Here is a 16,171-nt window from a genome sequence, read left to right as displayed (position 1 = left end):
TTTAAAACCATGAATGAAGATATTCAATTTATTATAGATTCTACAAAAGAAGCTATGGATGCTGCTCTTAGACATCTTGAAAAACAATTTGTAAATATTAGAGCGGGTAAAGCAAGTCCAGCAATGCTTGGTAGTGTAATGGTAGACTATTACGGGTCGCAAACACCTTTAAGTCAAGTCGCGAATGTAAACACACCAGATGGAAGAACAATAAGCGTTCAGCCATGGGAAAAAAACATGCTTCACGAAATTGAAAAAGCAATAATGATTGCCAACTTAGGGTTTAATCCTATGAATAATGGTGATACTATTATTATAAATGTACCACCTTTAACAGAAGAACGCAGACGCGATTTAGCCAAACAAGCAAAAGCTGAAGCTGAAGATGGTAAAATTGGTGTTAGAAACGCTAGAAAAGACGCCAATAACGATATTAAAAAACTAGACGATGTCTCTGAAGATGTTAAAAAAGACACTGAAGGAGAAATTCAAAAACTAACAGATATCTACGTTAAAAAAATAGATGAGACCCTTGCTGTTAAAGAAAAGGAAATCATGACCGTTTAAAAAAATTAAAGCGACTTTCGAGTCGCTTTTTTTATACACTTACTTCAAATTATACGTTATTTCAATTATTGTCTTAACTTTGAGTCATCTTAATTTACGACTCGCCCCAATATGCTAAAATACTGCCTAAGTCTCTTATTCTTGCTCTCTATTTTTATTAGTAGAGCTCAAGTTATAGACACGGAAATTAATCAGGCAAAAGACAGCATAAAAGCAAAACGTAAAGCCGATTTAATTCACAACATCGGAAATGGATATATTCCGCTTAAATATTTTAATCTAGATTTAAGGTACCTTATAAAATTCAATCAGTATGAAGGTATTCGTACCGGTTTAGGAGGTGTTACCAGTGATAAATTATCGAAAAAATTCAGAATAAATGGGTATACTGTTTACGGATTTAAAGACAGCAAATATAAATATAGTATTGGTGCAGGTTTTGTTATAAACCAAAAACACAACACTTGGATTAATGCGTCTTACACAGATGATTTACAAGAAACAGCAAGTACAAAATATTTAACCGATAAGCGTATTTTTCAATTTTTCGAACCGCGTTTATTAAACATTAGTTTATTCTATCACCACATCATGAAGTCTATTTCGCTTCAACACGATTTTAGTCCTAAACTCAATACAGAAACTCAGTTTTTTTCTAGTGCAATTACACCAGAATTCGATTATACGTTTGTAACAGATCAGGGAGCATATTCCAACTACGATCTTGCAGTTGTAAAAACGTCGTTGTTATGGAGTCCGTTCGATATTTATAAACCAACACCATCAGGGCCCAAAAAAACGAAAAACAGTTTTCCAAAACTTACGTTTCAATACACCCAAAGTATTAACGGCGCATTAGATGGTGATTTTAATTTTCAAAAGGTAGACTTTAAAGCGACGTATCATTTTATTCACAATAAAGAATCGCATACCGAACTCGATTTTGCTACAGGTATTGCTATTGGAGATGCGCCACTAACACATCTGTATCACGCCTACCCCAATAACATTAATAAAGCAACCATTATGCAGCGGTTCTCTGTTGCGGGATTGAATAGTTTTGAAACCATGTACTTCAATGAGTTTTTTTCGGATATGTTTTCCATCTTTCAATTTAAACACTTCTTTAAACCTTTTTACCATTCTACATTTTCTAAACCGCAATTGGTCTTATTATCGCGCTTTGCAATTGGAGACATGAGGAACCCCGAACAGCATCAAGGTTTAACCTTTAATACTTTAGATAAAGGGTACTTAGAATCTGGATTCGAGTTAAATCAGTTAGTTTTTGGTTTCGGTCTAAGTTTAACCTATCGCTATGGTGCGTATCATTTACCGGAAATTGAAGATAATATCGCCTTGAAATTTACATTTAACGTGACATTATAATACTTTAGACCTAAGTAATACATTGCTTTTTTCTACATTTGCGGTTCTTTAATAGACTTATGATTAAACAATTTACTAACGGCTTTTGGGAAGGTCTAGCTAGACTTATATTACGAAATAGGATTGCTATGTTAATTGCAATTGTTTTTGTGACTGTCCTTTTTAGCACGCAATGGAAAAATATACGATTTACATTTACCGAGGCTAATTTACTGCCCGACCACCATGAGGTAAACCAAACCTATAACGCCTTTCTAGATATTTTTGGTGAAGAAGGAAACATGATTGTCTTAGGGGTTAAGGACAGTACCTTTTTTACGGTGGAAAAACTTAACGCTTGGAATGCTCTAGCCGAATCGTTTAAATCGTCTGAAGAAATTGAAGCTGTAATCTCTATTAAAGATTTACAAAAATTAATAAAAAACGATAGCCTTAAAAAATTCACTTTAGAGCCTTTTATTAAAGATTCCTTATCGAGCACTAAGCAATTAAACACCTTACAAAAAGAATTATTTACAAAATATCCGTTTTACGATAATTTCCTTTTCAATAGAGAGACCAAGACGATTCGTACCATAATCTCTATGGATAAAAGTATAGTAAATACATCTGCACGAAAAGACTTTGTGATGGATGTACTTATTCCTAGAATTAAAACGTTCGAGAAAGAAACGAATATAGATGTTCGTATTTCGGGAATGCCTTATGTAAGAACATTAAGCTCTCAAAATATTGTAGATGAAATGGGTCTTTTTGTAGGTGCCGCTTTACTGGTAACTTCACTCATATTCTTTTTCTTCTTTAGATCCTTTAGAGCTACGTTCATATCGCTTATAGTGGTATCTGTTGGTGTAATGTGGACTATGGGTATTCTTGGCTTCTTTGAATATGAAATTACCGTTTTAACAGCCATCATTCCACCACTAATAATTGTTATTGGTATCCCGAACTGTATCTTCTTAATCAATAAATATCAGCAAGAAGTTAAGTCTCACGGAAATAAAATAAAATCGTTACAACGCGTTATTACCAAAGTTGGTAACGCTACGTTAATGACCAATTTCACCACAGCTTCCGGATTTGCTACTTTCATTCTAACAGAAAGTACATTATTGAAGGAGTTTGGTATTGTGGCCTCGTTAAGTATAGTTTCTATATTTATTTTATGTCTGCTAATTATCCCGATTTTATATTCCTTTTTACCTTACCCTAAAGAACGTCATTTAGAACATTTAAATAGACGTTGGATTAATTCTTTTGTAGGTTGGATGGAGCGTATGGTAAGACACAGACGCATCACGATTTACATTACATCGATTATTCTATTAATTGTGAGTATTATTGGAATTTATCAGATAAAAATTTCTGGTAGTTTATTAGAAGATATGCCTCAGAAAACGTCGTTCTTTAGAGATATTGAGTTTTTTGAACAAGAGTTTGATGGGATTATGCCTCTAGAATTAATGATTGACACCCAACGTAAAAAAGGTGTTATGAAACTAAGTACGCTTAAAAAAATAGATCAATTAGAAGAATCAATTATAGATATCCCAGAATTATCTAGACCACTTTCTGTAGTGAGTTTAGTGAAATACTCTAAACAAGCGTATTATAACGGGAATCCAAAATACTACCAATTACCTACGTCGCAGGAAAGTAGTTTTATCTTGTCGTATGCTAAAAATTCTTCTAACGATACAAAAATGCTTAACAGTTTTGTAGACAGTACAGGACGTTATGCCCGTATTACCACCTTTATGAAAGATATTGGTACAGATAAAATGGAAGACATAGAAGACGAGCTACAAACTAAAATAAATAAATTATTTCCAGAAGACCGTTACAAAGTCACCATGACGGGTAAAGCATTAGTATTCCAAAAAGGAACAACGTATTTGGTTAAAAATTTAGCCATTTCGTTATCGTTAGCCATTATACTTATTTCCTTATTTATGGCGTATATGTTTAGGTCGTTTAAAATGATAATAATCTCATTACTTCCAAACTTATTACCTTTACTAGTAACTGCTGGTTTAATGGGGTATTTAGGTGTACCTTTAAAGCCATCGACCATTTTAGTTTTTAGTATTGCCTTTGGTATTTCTGTAGACGATACCATTCACTTTTTGGCAAAATATCGTCAAGAATTACAAGCTAGTAACTGGAAAATTAAGCGCTCGGTTTATGGAGCGTTACGCGAAACTGGAGTGAGTATGTTTTATACATCGACCGTTTTATTCTTCGGATTTTCGGTCTTTATGATTTCTAGTTTTGGAGGCACCGTAGCCTTAGGAGGTTTAGTATCTGTAACCCTTCTATTTGCGATGTTATCTAACTTATTGCTATTACCATCACTACTATTATCGTTAGAACGTAATATTGCTAATAAAACCGTATTAAGAGAACCAGCGATAAACATCATCCCTGAAGAAAGTGACGATGAAGAAGACGAAAACAATATCAACAATTAAAATAGACTGTGCATAAAGAATTATATTTGCAGGTGTAAAATTATTTAAAATGAAACCAATTACAATTTCAGAATTATTAAAACAAGACGCTTCTCTACATGAGGTAGAAGTTAAAGGTTGGGTAAGAACGTTTAGAGCGAACCGATTTATTGCCTTAAATGATGGGTCTTCATTACAAAACATTCAATGTGTTGTCGATTTCGAAAATACGGATGAAGACATCTTAAAGCGTATCACCACAGGTGCTGCAGTTCATATAAAAGGAGAATTAGCTGAAAGTCAAGGTAAAGGTCAGTCGGTAGAAATTAAAGTTTCATCTATTGAAATTTTAGGAGATTCAGATCCGGAAACTTACCCAATTCAGCCTAAAAAACACTCCTTCGAATTTTTAAGAGAGAATGCACATTTACGTACAAGAACCAATACATTTAGTGCTGTAATGCGTTTACGTTCGGCTTTATCTTTTGCCATTCATAAGTATTTTAACGACAATGGATTCCATTACGTACACACGCCAATTATTACTGGTAGTGATGCAGAAGGCGCAGGTGAAATGTTTAGAGTAACTAATCTAGATGCTAAAAATCCGCCACTTACTGAAGATGGAAATGTGGATTATTCTGAAGATTTCTTCGGAAAAGAAACAAACCTTACAGTATCTGGTCAATTAGAAGCAGAAACCTATGCCATGTCTTTAGGTAAAGTATATACCTTTGGACCTACATTTAGAGCAGAAAACTCTAACACCTCTAGACACCTGTCTGAATTCTGGATGATTGAACCTGAAGTTGCGTTTATGGACCTTGCCGGTAACATGGATTTAGCTGAAGATTTTATGAAATCTGTGATTACATATATCTTAGAAAATAATGCTGAAGATTTAGAGTTTTTGGATCAACGCTTACAAGACGAGGATAAGAAAAAACCACAAGCAGAACGTAATGAATTAACTTTATTAGAAAAATTACGTTTCGTAGTCGACAATAATTTTAAACGTGTAAGTTATACAGAAGCAATTGATATTTTACGCAATAGTAAACCAAACAAAAAGAAGAAATTTAAATATATCATTGACGAATGGGGTGCAGATTTACAGAGTGAACACGAACGTTTCCTAGTAGAAAAACACTTTAAATGTCCTGTAATCTTATTCGATTATCCAGCAAACATTAAAGCGTTCTATATGCGTTTAAACGAAGACGGTAAAACGGTTCGTGCCATGGATATCTTATTCCCTGGAATTGGAGAAATTGTTGGAGGTGCACAACGTGAAGAACGTTTAGATGTATTAAAACAAAAAATGGCTGTATTAGGATTAGATGAAGAAGAACTTTGGTGGTACCTTGACTTAAGAAAATATGGTACTGCAGTACACTCTGGTTTTGGTCTAGGATTTGAACGTCTAGTTATGTTTGCAACAGGAATGACAAACATTCGTGATGTAATACCGTTCCCAAGAACACCGCAGAACGCAGAATTTTAATCTCATAAATTACTCATAAAAACAATCTACGTACGCCTTGTATGTAGATTGTTTTTTTTATTTTTATGTTTAATCGCCATTACATTTTATGCTAAAGCAAAATTTACAATTTAAACTATCGCAGAAGTTATCGCCGCAACAAATTCAATTAATGAAATTGATACAGTTGCCGACGCAAGCTTTTGAGCAACGCTTGAAGCAAGAATTAGAAGAAAATCCAGCGTTAGATAGCGGGAAAGAAGAACCTATAAGTGAATTTGATGATGATTTTGATAACAGTAATGATGAGTTTAATGAAGACTCGGAAACTATAAATTCGGAAGACATTAATGTTGATGAATATTTAAGTGATGACGAAATTCCAGATTACAGAACTCAATCTAATAATTATAGTGGAGACGAAGAAGAAAAAACCATGCCTTATGCTGCAGGAACCTCGTTTACACAACACTTAATTTCTCAATTAAACACCTTCCGTTTAACTGATGAAGAGCGCGATATTGCTGAATTTTTAGTTGGTAGTGTAGATGAAAGCGGATACATACGCCGATCGACACCAGACATTATGGACGATTTAGCATTTACACAAAACGTGTATACATCAGAAGAGACCATTAATAAAGTGTTTAATATTGTACATCAATTAGATCCTGCAGGTGTTGGAGCAAGAGACCTTCAAGAGTGTTTAAGTATTCAATTACATAGAAAAGAAAAATTTGCAGATATTGTTCTAGCCTGTCAGATTATAGACGATGCCTTTGATCAATTCACAAAAAAGCATTATAAAAAATTAATGCAAAAATTTGATGTGAGTGAAGATCAACTTAAAGACGCTATCGAAGAAATTGAACGTTTAAATCCGAAACCAGGTGGATCATATTCTGGAAATAATCGTATTGTAGAACATGTTGTGCCAGATTTTGCAATTCGTATTACAGATGGTGAGTTAGAATTAACGCTAAACGGAAGAAATGCACCAGAGCTTCATGTATCTAGAGAATATAACGACATGCTTAAAGGCTACAAGGACACTACCGAAAAGTCTAAGTCGCAAAAAGATGCAGTATCCTTTATAAAACAAAAACTAGATGCCGCTAAATGGTTTATTGAAGCTATTAAGCAGCGCCAACAAACCTTGTTTGTAACCATGAGTGCAATTATGCACTATCAAAAAGAATATTTCCTCACTGGAGATGAGCGTAATCTTAAACCGATGATATTAAAAGATATTGCCGACGAGATTAATATGGACGTTTCAACCGTTTCTAGAGTTGCAAATAGTAAATATGTAGATACACCTTACGGGACAAAGTTAATCAAGGAATTCTTCTCTGAATCTATGAAAAACGACCAAGGGGAAGACGTTTCTACTCGTGAAATTAAAATGATATTAGGAACTGTTATCGACGAAGAGGATAAACGAAAACCGCTAACCGATGAAAACCTAGCTGGCATACTTAAAGAAAAAGGGTATCCTATTGCTAGAAGAACAGTGGCAAAATATAGAGAACAGTTAGACGTACCTGTTGCTCGATTACGAAAGAAAATTTAGGTTATAATTTTACTTAAATTACCTATCACTTACATATTTTAATTCGTTACTCAATGTAAATATCAATATGCAAAAAAGCATTTCCTATATTTTCCATCCGCTATTCATGCCATTAGTAGGAGTGCTATTTTACTTTTCTAAATCACCACGATTTATACCTCTGCACGTTATACAAAGTAAGTTAGTATCAATTATCATACTGACTATATTACTTCCACTGTTAGTTAACTTACTTCTTAAAACTATTGGTAAAATAGAATCTATAGAATTGAGGACAACGAAAGAGCGAATCACACCATTATTAGTGTTTGCTACCATAATTCTAATTATAATAAAACGGGTATTAACCCCTTTCGATTTTATTGAATTGTATTATTTTTTCGTAGGTATGCTAGGTACAGTTTTAACTTGCGTAATACTCAATATGCTTAATTTTAAAGTAAGTATACACATGATGGCTATTTCGGGTATCTTTATGTTTTTTATTGCGCTTAGCATTCATTTTAGCATAAATATACTAGGGAGTATAGCATTAGTCATCTTTTTAATGGGAGCTATAGCAACGTCTAGATTAAGTTTAAAAGCACATACCGCTGTAGAATTAATAATTGGGAGTGCTATTGGTATTCTACCCCAACTTATGCTTATTCCATACTGGTTATAATAAATAAAATATCAATCCCAATTTAATAACACTCATATCTATGTGTTCCTGTTTAATATAGGTTTTTACATCATCTTTAAAAATAGGATTTAAAGCATAATAGACATAAAAATTCCAAGTATTATACCCCACACTCAACGTTAAGCCATATTGTAAATCATTGAAGCCATCAATATTTGTATATCGTAACTTACCTGGTTCACCTTGAAAATTACAAATATCAGAAAATGCATAACCTAATTTAAAACCGGTATAAACACGCCAAAATCGATAACTCTCAGGTGTAGAAGTTCGCCATCTAAATTCTATTGGCAACTCTACCACATGCTGATAAAAATTATTTTTAGAATAGTCATATTCAAACGTATCGTCGAGCACAAAATAATTGGTGTTACCACTATCGTCTTTAATAATTCCAAGATTCTGATTGTACGAATTATAAGAATACCCTATACCAATACCAATAGCAATATTACGTTGCTTATTTAACGGCATATCCTTTATAAACCCACCTTGAACACCAATAGAGAATCCCGATTGGCTAACACCTGAGGGCCTATTTACTAATATATTATAATTAATACCTACATAGAATTGGTCCTCTTTGTATAATGAATCTATAGCTTGGTCAGGCAAATTCAAATCGTTCTTAATTTCGGCCTGAGAAAAACTGAAATTAGGAATCCAAAGGGATAATATTAAAATAAGTATAGAATAATTTTTCATAATACGAGCTAGCTAAATTTAATATAAAACTATTGAGAATGAAATACAAAAAAAGGTGTTTTGATAAATCAAAACACCTTTAAATAATATAAAATTAAGAGTAATTTAGTTATTTAAACCAGATAGTGCATCACCCTTTCTAGTTGTATAATTTATTTTTAGCGCATTTACTTTACGTAACTCTTGCTTTATGTCTGATACTAATCCCATATTGGCTTTACTATCTACTTTTAAAGCAGTTGTTAAAAATGGTACTAATTCTTCACGTTTAGATGCTCTTTCTGATGCAATAAATGATGCAATTTCAGAAACATCCGCGAATTTATCATTTAATTGAATTCTAGACTCTGTACCAAATTGACTTTGAAATCTCTCGCTAGGTTTCCCTGCATAGATATACATTACCAAATCTTTTTTATCAAGCTTTTCAACTTGATCTGCAGCAGGTAATTTATTTTCAATCATTAGAGTATTTTGTCTCATTACAGTAGCCACCATAAAGAAGAATAATAACATAAATACAATATCTGGTAATGATGCGGTAGATATTGCAGGTAAATCTCCTCCTTTTTTCTTTTTAAATTTAGACATAAATTTTTGTGTTTATCTAATTAGACTTTTTTGGCTCTGCTTCAGAAAACTTTTGAGGAACCATTATTTTAATGCTCTCTAACTTTTCTTTTAAGCTTTCCTTTTCTGAAGATGACGTTCTTGGGTCAGAATATTTTCTATCTGCTTCAACAAAATTCATATCAAGATTAGGATAAGCTTTTTTAAACTCTCTATTTCTTAATTGATTATAAGCAGCTAATATTTCATTCTGTACAGCAATGTACACATCATATTTTGTTGCTCTATCATTTTGCAAAGAGATAATCGCTTTATCAAAATTGTCTGATGAACTAGGGTTTTTACTTCCTTGACAATTTTTACAAGCATCTTTTCCAACTCCTCCACCATTATCTAGAAAGTTAACGGCAGCTGTACGCAAATCTTTAATTTCAATAACTTTTTCCTCTCCTCCAGTAGCCAATAATAAGTCGTTATTTTTGTTTACTGTTAATTGGAAAATATTCTTCTCCTTAATGATTACATCTTCTTGTTCTGTATCGTCCAAAGGTGGAAGTTTTCTACTTAAACCTGAATCGGTTTCAATAGTTGTAGTTACTAAGAAAAATATTAAAAGTAAGAAAGCGATGTCAGCCATAGAGCCTGCATTAACTTCTGGTGCTGATCTTTTTGCCATAATTACTTAGTTTATTAATTTTTTAACATTTGCATACACCATAGATAATATAGCGATAGCAGCTAAGAAATAAAAGGCATATAATCCAGCTCCAACATACTTAGATGTTGCTTCTGTAACGTCCATCCCTTTATTATTAAATGGTGTTAAATCTAAATCTGTTCCTGAAGACATTGCATAAGCAATAAATAAAATCGCTACAAACGCTCCTACAGATATTAAGGTTTTTTTAATGTCACCTTCAAACAATCCTTTTACCACAAATATTAGAACTAAAGCTATTATTAGGGCAAGAACTGCATAAGTAACAAAAAGCATGTTGTCTATCATAGTCTCACTTCCAGAAATAATCATCAAACCGAAAATTATTCCTATCACTGATAGTATACCAACAAGTATTGTTATTATTTTATGTAAACTCATCGTTTAATGTGTTTTAGATTATTACTTCTTGTGTCTGATTAACAAGTCCATTAGTGTAATTGAAGCATCTTCCATATCGTTAACGATACTATCAATTTTAGCAATAATGTAATTGTAAAAGATTTGAAGAATAATCGCAACAATTAAACCGAATACAGTTGTTAATAAGGCTACTTTAATACCCCCTGCTACAAGTGATGGTTGCATATCTCCAGCTGCTTCAATTTTATCGAAGGCAGCAATCATACCAATTACCGTTCCCATGAATCCTAACATCGGAGCTAAGGCGATAAATAATGATATCCAAGATACGTTTTTCTCTAATTGACCCATTTGAACACCTCCGTAAGCAACAACCGCTTTTTCAGCAGCTTCTAAACCTTCGTCAGTTCTGTCCAATCCTTGGTAGAATATAGAAGCAACAGGTCCTTTTGTATTTCTACAAACTTCCTTAGCAGCTTCAACACCACCTGATTGTAATGCGTCTTCTACTTTTTGAGTTAATTTTTTAGTGTTTGTTGAAGATAAATTTAAAAAGATAATTCTCTCAATAGCGATTGCTAAACCTAGAATTAAACATAATAGTACGATTCCCATGAATCCTGCTCCACCTTCGATGAAACGTTTTTTTAATTCTTGGTGAAAACCTAAATCTTCAGTTGCAGTTGCGGCTGCATCATCTTGAATTGAAGAAACTACGGTAGTTGCTACAGCAGCAGCGCTAGTTGTAGTTGCATTAACAGTTCCGAATGCCACCATAAGTGTAATGGCTAGGATAGAAAATAATCTTTTCATTGTTCTTGATCTTAATTTTATTAGTTAAAGTGTTAAAGATATAAAAAAATTGTAATTAAAAAACAAAAAATGCTATCAGATTTATCTGCAGAGAGGAAGGGATTCGAACCCTCGATACGCTTTTGGCGTATACACACTTTCCAGGCGTGCGCCTTCGACCACTCGGCCACCTCTCTATAATTTGTATTTTAATTAACGTATGGCAAATAACAAAAAATCTTTTAGACAGGAAAGTTTTATCAGTTAATTTTAAGCCATTTCTCCTCTTAAAGATGTTTCATAGATGGTTTTGAATACTTTAGCAGAAACATTCTGTCCAAGTAAATACATCAATTTACATATTGCAGCCTCCGATGTGATGTCTTTTCCAGAAATAACACCCATTTTCTTTAGCTGTTCACTAGTTTGATATTGCCCCATAAGCACACTTCCACCCGAACATTGAGTAATATTTACAATGTGAATTCCTTTTGAAATTGCAGCTTTTAAAATATCAAAAAACCACTGTTCGGTGGTGCAATTTCCTGCGCCATATGTTTCCAAAACCACTCCTTTTAGCCCAGGAGTGTTAAAAATACTTTGTAAAACGCCTTCAGAAATACCTGGAAAAAGCTTTATTAAGGCAATATTGACGTCTAAAACTTTATGAACTTTAAAACTTTTTTTAAGATTTGGCTTAAATAAATAATCGTGATTCACTTTTAAATGCACACCAGAGGTAACTAAATCGGGGTAATTTAAAGAGGCAAAAGCTTCAAAATGTTCGGCATTTATTTTAGTTGTACGATTTGCTCGGTATAATTTATATTCAAAATATAAGGTAACCTCCTTTATTACGGGCTTATTATAACGTTGTAAAGACGCCACATGAATAGAGGTAATTAAATTTTCTTTGGCATCTGTGCGCAAATCCCCGATTGGTAATTGAGATCCTGTAAAAACTACTGGTTTTGCTAAATGTTCTAACATAAAACTTAAAGCTGATGCAGTATAACTCATTGTATCGCTTCCATGTAGTACTACAAAACCGTCGAAAGCATCGTAATTAGACTCTATAATTTCAGCAATTTCTACCCAATATTTCGGGTTCATGTTACTAGAATCTATAGGTTCTGCAAACGAAAAGGTTTCAATATCGCAATCCAACTGCTTTAATTCTGGAATCCGATCTAACAAATTTTTAAAATCGAAGGCTCTTAAGGCTCCTGTTTCAAAATCTTTAACCATACCAATGGTTCCTCCCGTGTATATAAGTAAAATGTTTGGTCTAGATTTCGTCATAATATGCTTTAAACACCAAAAATGGCTTTAGAATTTTGAGTGGTAACAGTTGCAATCTCTTCTTCTGAAATCTGATAAATTTCAGCTAGTTTTTCTATTACTCTTAAAATATAGAAACTTTCGTTTCGTTTTCCACGATGTGGTGTTGGTGCTAAATAAGGTGAATCGGTCTCTAAAACAATATGTTTTAAGTCTATTTCTTCTAAAAATTTATCGATTTTACCATTTTTAAATGTCACTACGCCTCCAATTCCAAGTTTCATATTATAAGAAATAGCTAATTGGGCGTGTTCTAAATTTCCTGTGAAGCAATGAAAAATTCCGAATAAATCATCACTTTTCTCTTCTTCTAAAATTTCGAAAACCTCATCGAACGCCTCTCTACAATGAATAACGATAGGTAATTTATGTGTTTTTGCTAGTTGAATTTGTTTTCTGAAAGCATCTTGCTGAATCCCTAACGTCGATTTATCCCAATACAAATCGATTCCAATCTCGCCTATAGCATAATATTTATGCTGACTAAGTACATCTTCTACATGCCTAAGTTCTTCTTTGTAGTTATCTTTTACATGTGTTGGATGCAAACCTGACATTAAAAAAGTGTGTTCAGGAAAATCTTGCTTTAACTGAAGCATACGTTCTGTATACGTAGAATCTATAGCGGGAATAAAAAACCGAGTGATTCCTGCATTGATGGCGCGATGTATCATATCGTGTCTATCTTCATCAAAGGCTTCGCTATACAAATGTGTGTGTGTGTCTGTAATAATCATTCTGCAAAATTAATGGTTTTACATTACTATCTTTGCTTAAATTATTTTTTTAGATGACTACACTCCAAGAATTTTTATTAGGTAGAGATTACGTAAAAATTAAACTAAAACTAACTAAAACGAATCATTTTGAAATAAAAGCAACAATTAATGGCAAAAAAGGAGTGTTTATTTTAGACACTGGTGCTTCTAGTTCTTGTGTTGGTTTTGAAGCTATAGAACGTTTTAATTTAAAAGTCAAGGATTCTAAAATCAAGGCTGCTGGAGCTGGAGCTACCGATATGGTGACTCAATTATCTAAAAAGAATATTATAAAAATTGGGAAATGGGAAAAAGATAAATTATCTCTAATTCTCTTTAATATGGTTCATGTTAATACTGCTCTAATTAATCATAATTCTAAACCCGTAGACGGAATTATAGGTGCAGATATTCTTAAAAAAGGAAAAGGCATTATAGATTACGACCGGAAGTATCTTTATTTGAAGAAGGATATAGTAAAATAAGATTTTTGTATCTTTAAAATCTCTTAATTTATACTCTCTAAGCATGAAATCTTCAATAGTTATAGCAGACGACCACCCATTAATGCTTACCGGTATGTCGAATTATCTAACTTCTATAGACTATAATATTGTTGGAAAAGCTTCAGACGGCCAAGCAGCATATAACTTAATTGTTAAACTTAAGCCTGAAATTGCCATTTTAGATATAAGAATGCCACATAGAACAGGTTTAGAGATTGCCCACGATTGTAAAAAAAATGAGATTTCAACAAAAATAATTTTAATCACTTTTGATAAGTGTCAAGATGTCTACGAACAAGCTAAAGAATTAAATATTTACGGCTACATCTTAAAAGAATTTGCGGTAGAAGAAATTGAAAATTGTATTGAAAGCGTAAGAAACAATACACCTTATTTTAGTCAGGACATTGTTCCTAATTTAGAAAAATCGGATACAGAAACAGATTTAAAAGCTTTAAATAAGCTAACAAAAACAGAAATAAAAATTATAAAACTTATCTCTCAAAACAAGACAAGTATAGAAATTTCGGAAATACTAAATGTCTCTTATCGCACTATAGACAAGCACCGAAGCAACATTGTTAACAAATTAAAACTACAAGGAAAACATAATGCTTTGTTTATCTGGGCGACCAATAATAAAGACATTTTATAAAAATACGTATAACCACGTATTTTTTAAAAGAATAATATCTCATACCTTTATAGTGCTATTAATTAGTTCTTAGGGAGAATTATTTAGAGAACTCTGCATTGTAATGGTGCAGAGTTTTTTTTAGACCACTTTTACAACAAACTAACTATAATACGAAAACAACCAACTTAACCGACCAGATTTTCAAATTTGCTCTAAGACTACAATTACTTTGACTTATGGACGATAAAATCAAACCTCAGTTCTTTTCACTTATTATAGGCCTATGTATTCTTGCTTTAATAATTATTGGACTAAACTTATTAGTGTTAAACTTGTAAAAACTTAAATATAAAAGGGCAATCTCACGATTGCCCTTTTATATTTATAATCAAAAAATTAAGTTCGCTCTATAATTCTAAAGCTCTCTTAACATCGTTATTCATTAAGAATTCTTGTGGATTTTCTAAAGCTTCTTTTACAGCAACTAAGAATCCTACACTTTCCTTACCATCAATAATTCTATGGTCGTAAGATAACGCAACATACATAATTGGTCTAATAACCACTTGACCATCTACAGCAACTGGGCGCTCTACAATGTTGTGCATTCCTAAAATTCCACTTTGAGGTGGGTTAATTATAGGCGTAGATAACATACTTCCAAACACACCACCATTTGTAATAGTGAATGTTCCACCAGTCATTTCATCTACTGTAATCTGACCATCTCTTGCACGAAGTGCTAAACGCTTTACTTCAGCCTCAACACCTCTAAAACTTAAGTTTTCTGCATTTCTAATTACAGGAACCATTAGTCCTTTTGGTCCAGATACCGCAATACTAATATCGCAAAAATCGTAAGACAACATTTCTTTACCGTCCATCATAGAGTTAACAGCAGGATACATTTCTAATGCTCTAACTACTGCTAAAGTAAAGAAACTCATAAATCCTAAACCAACACCATGTTTTGCTTTAAACGCTTCTTTATATTCGTTTCTTAAAGCAAAAATTGGCGACATGTCTACTTCGTTAAACGTAGTAAGCATTGCTGTTTCATTTTTAACAGCCACTAAACGTTCTGCAACTTTACGGCGTAACATAGATAATTTAGAACGCGACTCTCCTCTATTTCCTCCAGTTGGAGTTCCCATAGATGGTTTAGCTTGAACAGCATCTTCTTTTGTTACACGACCAGCTTTACCTGTACCCACTATACTCGCAGCATCCATACCTTTTTCTGCTAAAATCTTTTTAGCGGCAGGGCTTGCTGTACCAGAAGCATATGTTTTTTCTGCAACAGGAGCTGCTTTAGGAGCCTCTGCCTTTGGAGCAGGAGCTTCTTCTTTTTTAGTTTCTGCTGGTGCATCACCCTCTGGTTTTGCAGCACTTGTATCTATTAAACATACAACCTCACCAACGGCAACAGCATCTCCTTCTTCTGCTTTAAGCGTTATAATTCCGCTTTCTTCAGCAGGAAGTTCTAGTGTTGCTTTATCACTATCAACCTCAGCAATTGCTTGATCTTTCTCTACATAATCACCATCTTGTACTAACCATGTTGCTATTTCAACTTCTGTGATTGACTCTCCAGGAGAAGGTACTTTCATTTCTAAAATCATCGTTCAATATTT

The 16,171-nt window shown here is 33.2% G+C and carries 16 protein-coding genes and 1 tRNA gene; 8 read left to right on the top strand and 9 right to left on the bottom strand.

Annotation, left to right across the window (positions count from 1 at the left end; translation table 11 throughout):
- Positions 1–9: 9 nt before the first annotated feature.
- From frr to BN863_RS00965, 6 genes are all read left to right on the top strand, one after another.
- Positions 10–567, top strand: a complete 558-nt coding sequence (gene frr / locus BN863_RS00990; protein WP_038526365.1) for a ribosome recycling factor — start codon at positions 10–12, stop codon at positions 565–567.
- A 141-nt stretch (positions 568–708) separates the two neighbouring features.
- Positions 709–1,956 carry a hypothetical protein gene (locus BN863_RS00985; protein WP_242404060.1) on the top strand — a complete coding sequence of 416 codons (1,248 nt, stop codon included), beginning with the start codon at positions 709–711 and terminating at the stop codon, positions 1,954–1,956.
- Positions 1,957–2,015: 59 nt separating this feature from the next.
- The gene (locus BN863_RS00980; RefSeq protein ID WP_038526360.1) at positions 2,016–4,427 is read left to right on the top strand and encodes an efflux RND transporter permease subunit; all 2,412 of its coding nucleotides are present in this window, start codon (positions 2,016–2,018) and stop codon (positions 4,425–4,427) included.
- A 49-nt stretch (positions 4,428–4,476) separates the two neighbouring features.
- The gene (gene asnS, locus BN863_RS00975) at positions 4,477–5,910 is read left to right on the top strand and encodes an asparagine--tRNA ligase (RefSeq protein ID WP_038526357.1); all 1,434 of its coding nucleotides are present in this window, start codon (positions 4,477–4,479) and stop codon (positions 5,908–5,910) included.
- Between the two features lie 88 nt (positions 5,911–5,998).
- Positions 5,999–7,462: an RNA polymerase factor sigma-54 gene (rpoN, locus tag BN863_RS00970; RefSeq protein ID WP_038526354.1), complete on the top strand. Its 1,464-nt coding sequence runs from the start codon at positions 5,999–6,001 to the stop codon at positions 7,460–7,462.
- 67 nt (positions 7,463–7,529) lie between these two features.
- Complete coding sequence (locus BN863_RS00965) at positions 7,530–8,126, top strand: hypothetical protein (RefSeq protein WP_038526351.1); 597 nt, start codon at positions 7,530–7,532, stop codon at positions 8,124–8,126.
- Here the strand turns inward: BN863_RS00965 and BN863_RS00960 are convergent.
- The 8 genes from BN863_RS00960 to BN863_RS00925 all read right to left on the bottom strand — a co-directional run bounded on the left by BN863_RS00960 (position 8,121) and on the right by BN863_RS00925 (position 13,373).
- Entirely contained in the window at positions 8,121–8,852 is a 732-nt protein-coding gene (locus BN863_RS00960; protein WP_038526349.1) for a porin family protein, read from the bottom strand. The genes BN863_RS00965 and BN863_RS00960 overlap by 6 nt on opposite strands.
- A gap of 105 nt (positions 8,853–8,957) precedes the next feature.
- Positions 8,958–9,443 carry an ExbD/TolR family protein gene (locus BN863_RS00955; protein WP_038526347.1) on the bottom strand — a complete coding sequence of 162 codons (486 nt, stop codon included), beginning with the start codon at positions 9,441–9,443 and terminating at the stop codon, positions 8,958–8,960.
- Between the two features lie 16 nt (positions 9,444–9,459).
- The gene (locus BN863_RS00950; protein WP_038526344.1) at positions 9,460–10,098 is read right to left on the bottom strand and encodes an ExbD/TolR family protein; all 639 of its coding nucleotides are present in this window, start codon (positions 10,096–10,098) and stop codon (positions 9,460–9,462) included.
- Between the two features lie 6 nt (positions 10,099–10,104).
- Positions 10,105–10,452 carry a hypothetical protein gene (locus BN863_RS00945; protein ID WP_242404059.1) on the bottom strand — a complete coding sequence of 116 codons (348 nt, stop codon included), beginning with the start codon at positions 10,450–10,452 and terminating at the stop codon, positions 10,105–10,107.
- A 90-nt stretch (positions 10,453–10,542) separates the two neighbouring features.
- Positions 10,543–11,316, bottom strand: coding sequence for a MotA/TolQ/ExbB proton channel family protein (locus BN863_RS00940; protein ID WP_038526338.1), 774 nt, complete (start codon positions 11,314–11,316; stop codon positions 10,543–10,545).
- An 88-nt stretch (positions 11,317–11,404) separates the two neighbouring features.
- Positions 11,405–11,492, bottom strand: a tRNA-Ser gene (locus tag BN863_RS00935).
- A 73-nt stretch (positions 11,493–11,565) separates the two neighbouring features.
- Positions 11,566–12,597, bottom strand: coding sequence for an asparaginase (locus BN863_RS00930; protein WP_038526335.1), 1,032 nt, complete (start codon positions 12,595–12,597; stop codon positions 11,566–11,568).
- Between the two features lie 8 nt (positions 12,598–12,605).
- Positions 12,606–13,373 (bottom strand): TatD family hydrolase, encoded by a 768-nt coding sequence (locus tag BN863_RS00925; RefSeq protein ID WP_038526332.1) that lies wholly within the window; start codon positions 13,371–13,373, stop codon positions 12,606–12,608.
- 53 nt (positions 13,374–13,426) lie between these two features.
- Between BN863_RS00925 and BN863_RS00920 the strand changes: the two genes are divergently transcribed.
- Both BN863_RS00920 and BN863_RS00915 read left to right on the top strand, forming a co-directional pair.
- Positions 13,427–13,879, top strand: coding sequence for a retropepsin-like aspartic protease family protein (locus tag BN863_RS00920; protein ID WP_038526329.1), 453 nt, complete (start codon positions 13,427–13,429; stop codon positions 13,877–13,879).
- A gap of 43 nt (positions 13,880–13,922) precedes the next feature.
- On the top strand, positions 13,923–14,555 hold the full coding sequence (locus BN863_RS00915) for a response regulator transcription factor (RefSeq protein ID WP_038526326.1): 633 nt from the start codon (positions 13,923–13,925) through the stop codon (positions 14,553–14,555).
- Positions 14,556–14,944: 389 nt separating this feature from the next.
- On the opposite strand, the gene odhB is transcribed toward BN863_RS00915, so the two are convergent.
- The gene (gene odhB / locus BN863_RS00910) at positions 14,945–16,159 is read right to left on the bottom strand and encodes a 2-oxoglutarate dehydrogenase complex dihydrolipoyllysine-residue succinyltransferase (protein WP_038526323.1); all 1,215 of its coding nucleotides are present in this window, start codon (positions 16,157–16,159) and stop codon (positions 14,945–14,947) included.
- Positions 16,160–16,171: the final 12 nt, after the last annotated feature.

Origin of the sequence: Formosa agariphila KMM 3901 (genome assembly GCF_000723205.1) — a bacterium.
Lineage (GTDB): Bacteria > Bacteroidota > Bacteroidia > Flavobacteriales > Flavobacteriaceae > Formosa > Formosa agariphila.
Note: the sequence above shows the minus strand (reverse complement) of the source record. Positions and strands in the feature narration are given on the sequence as shown.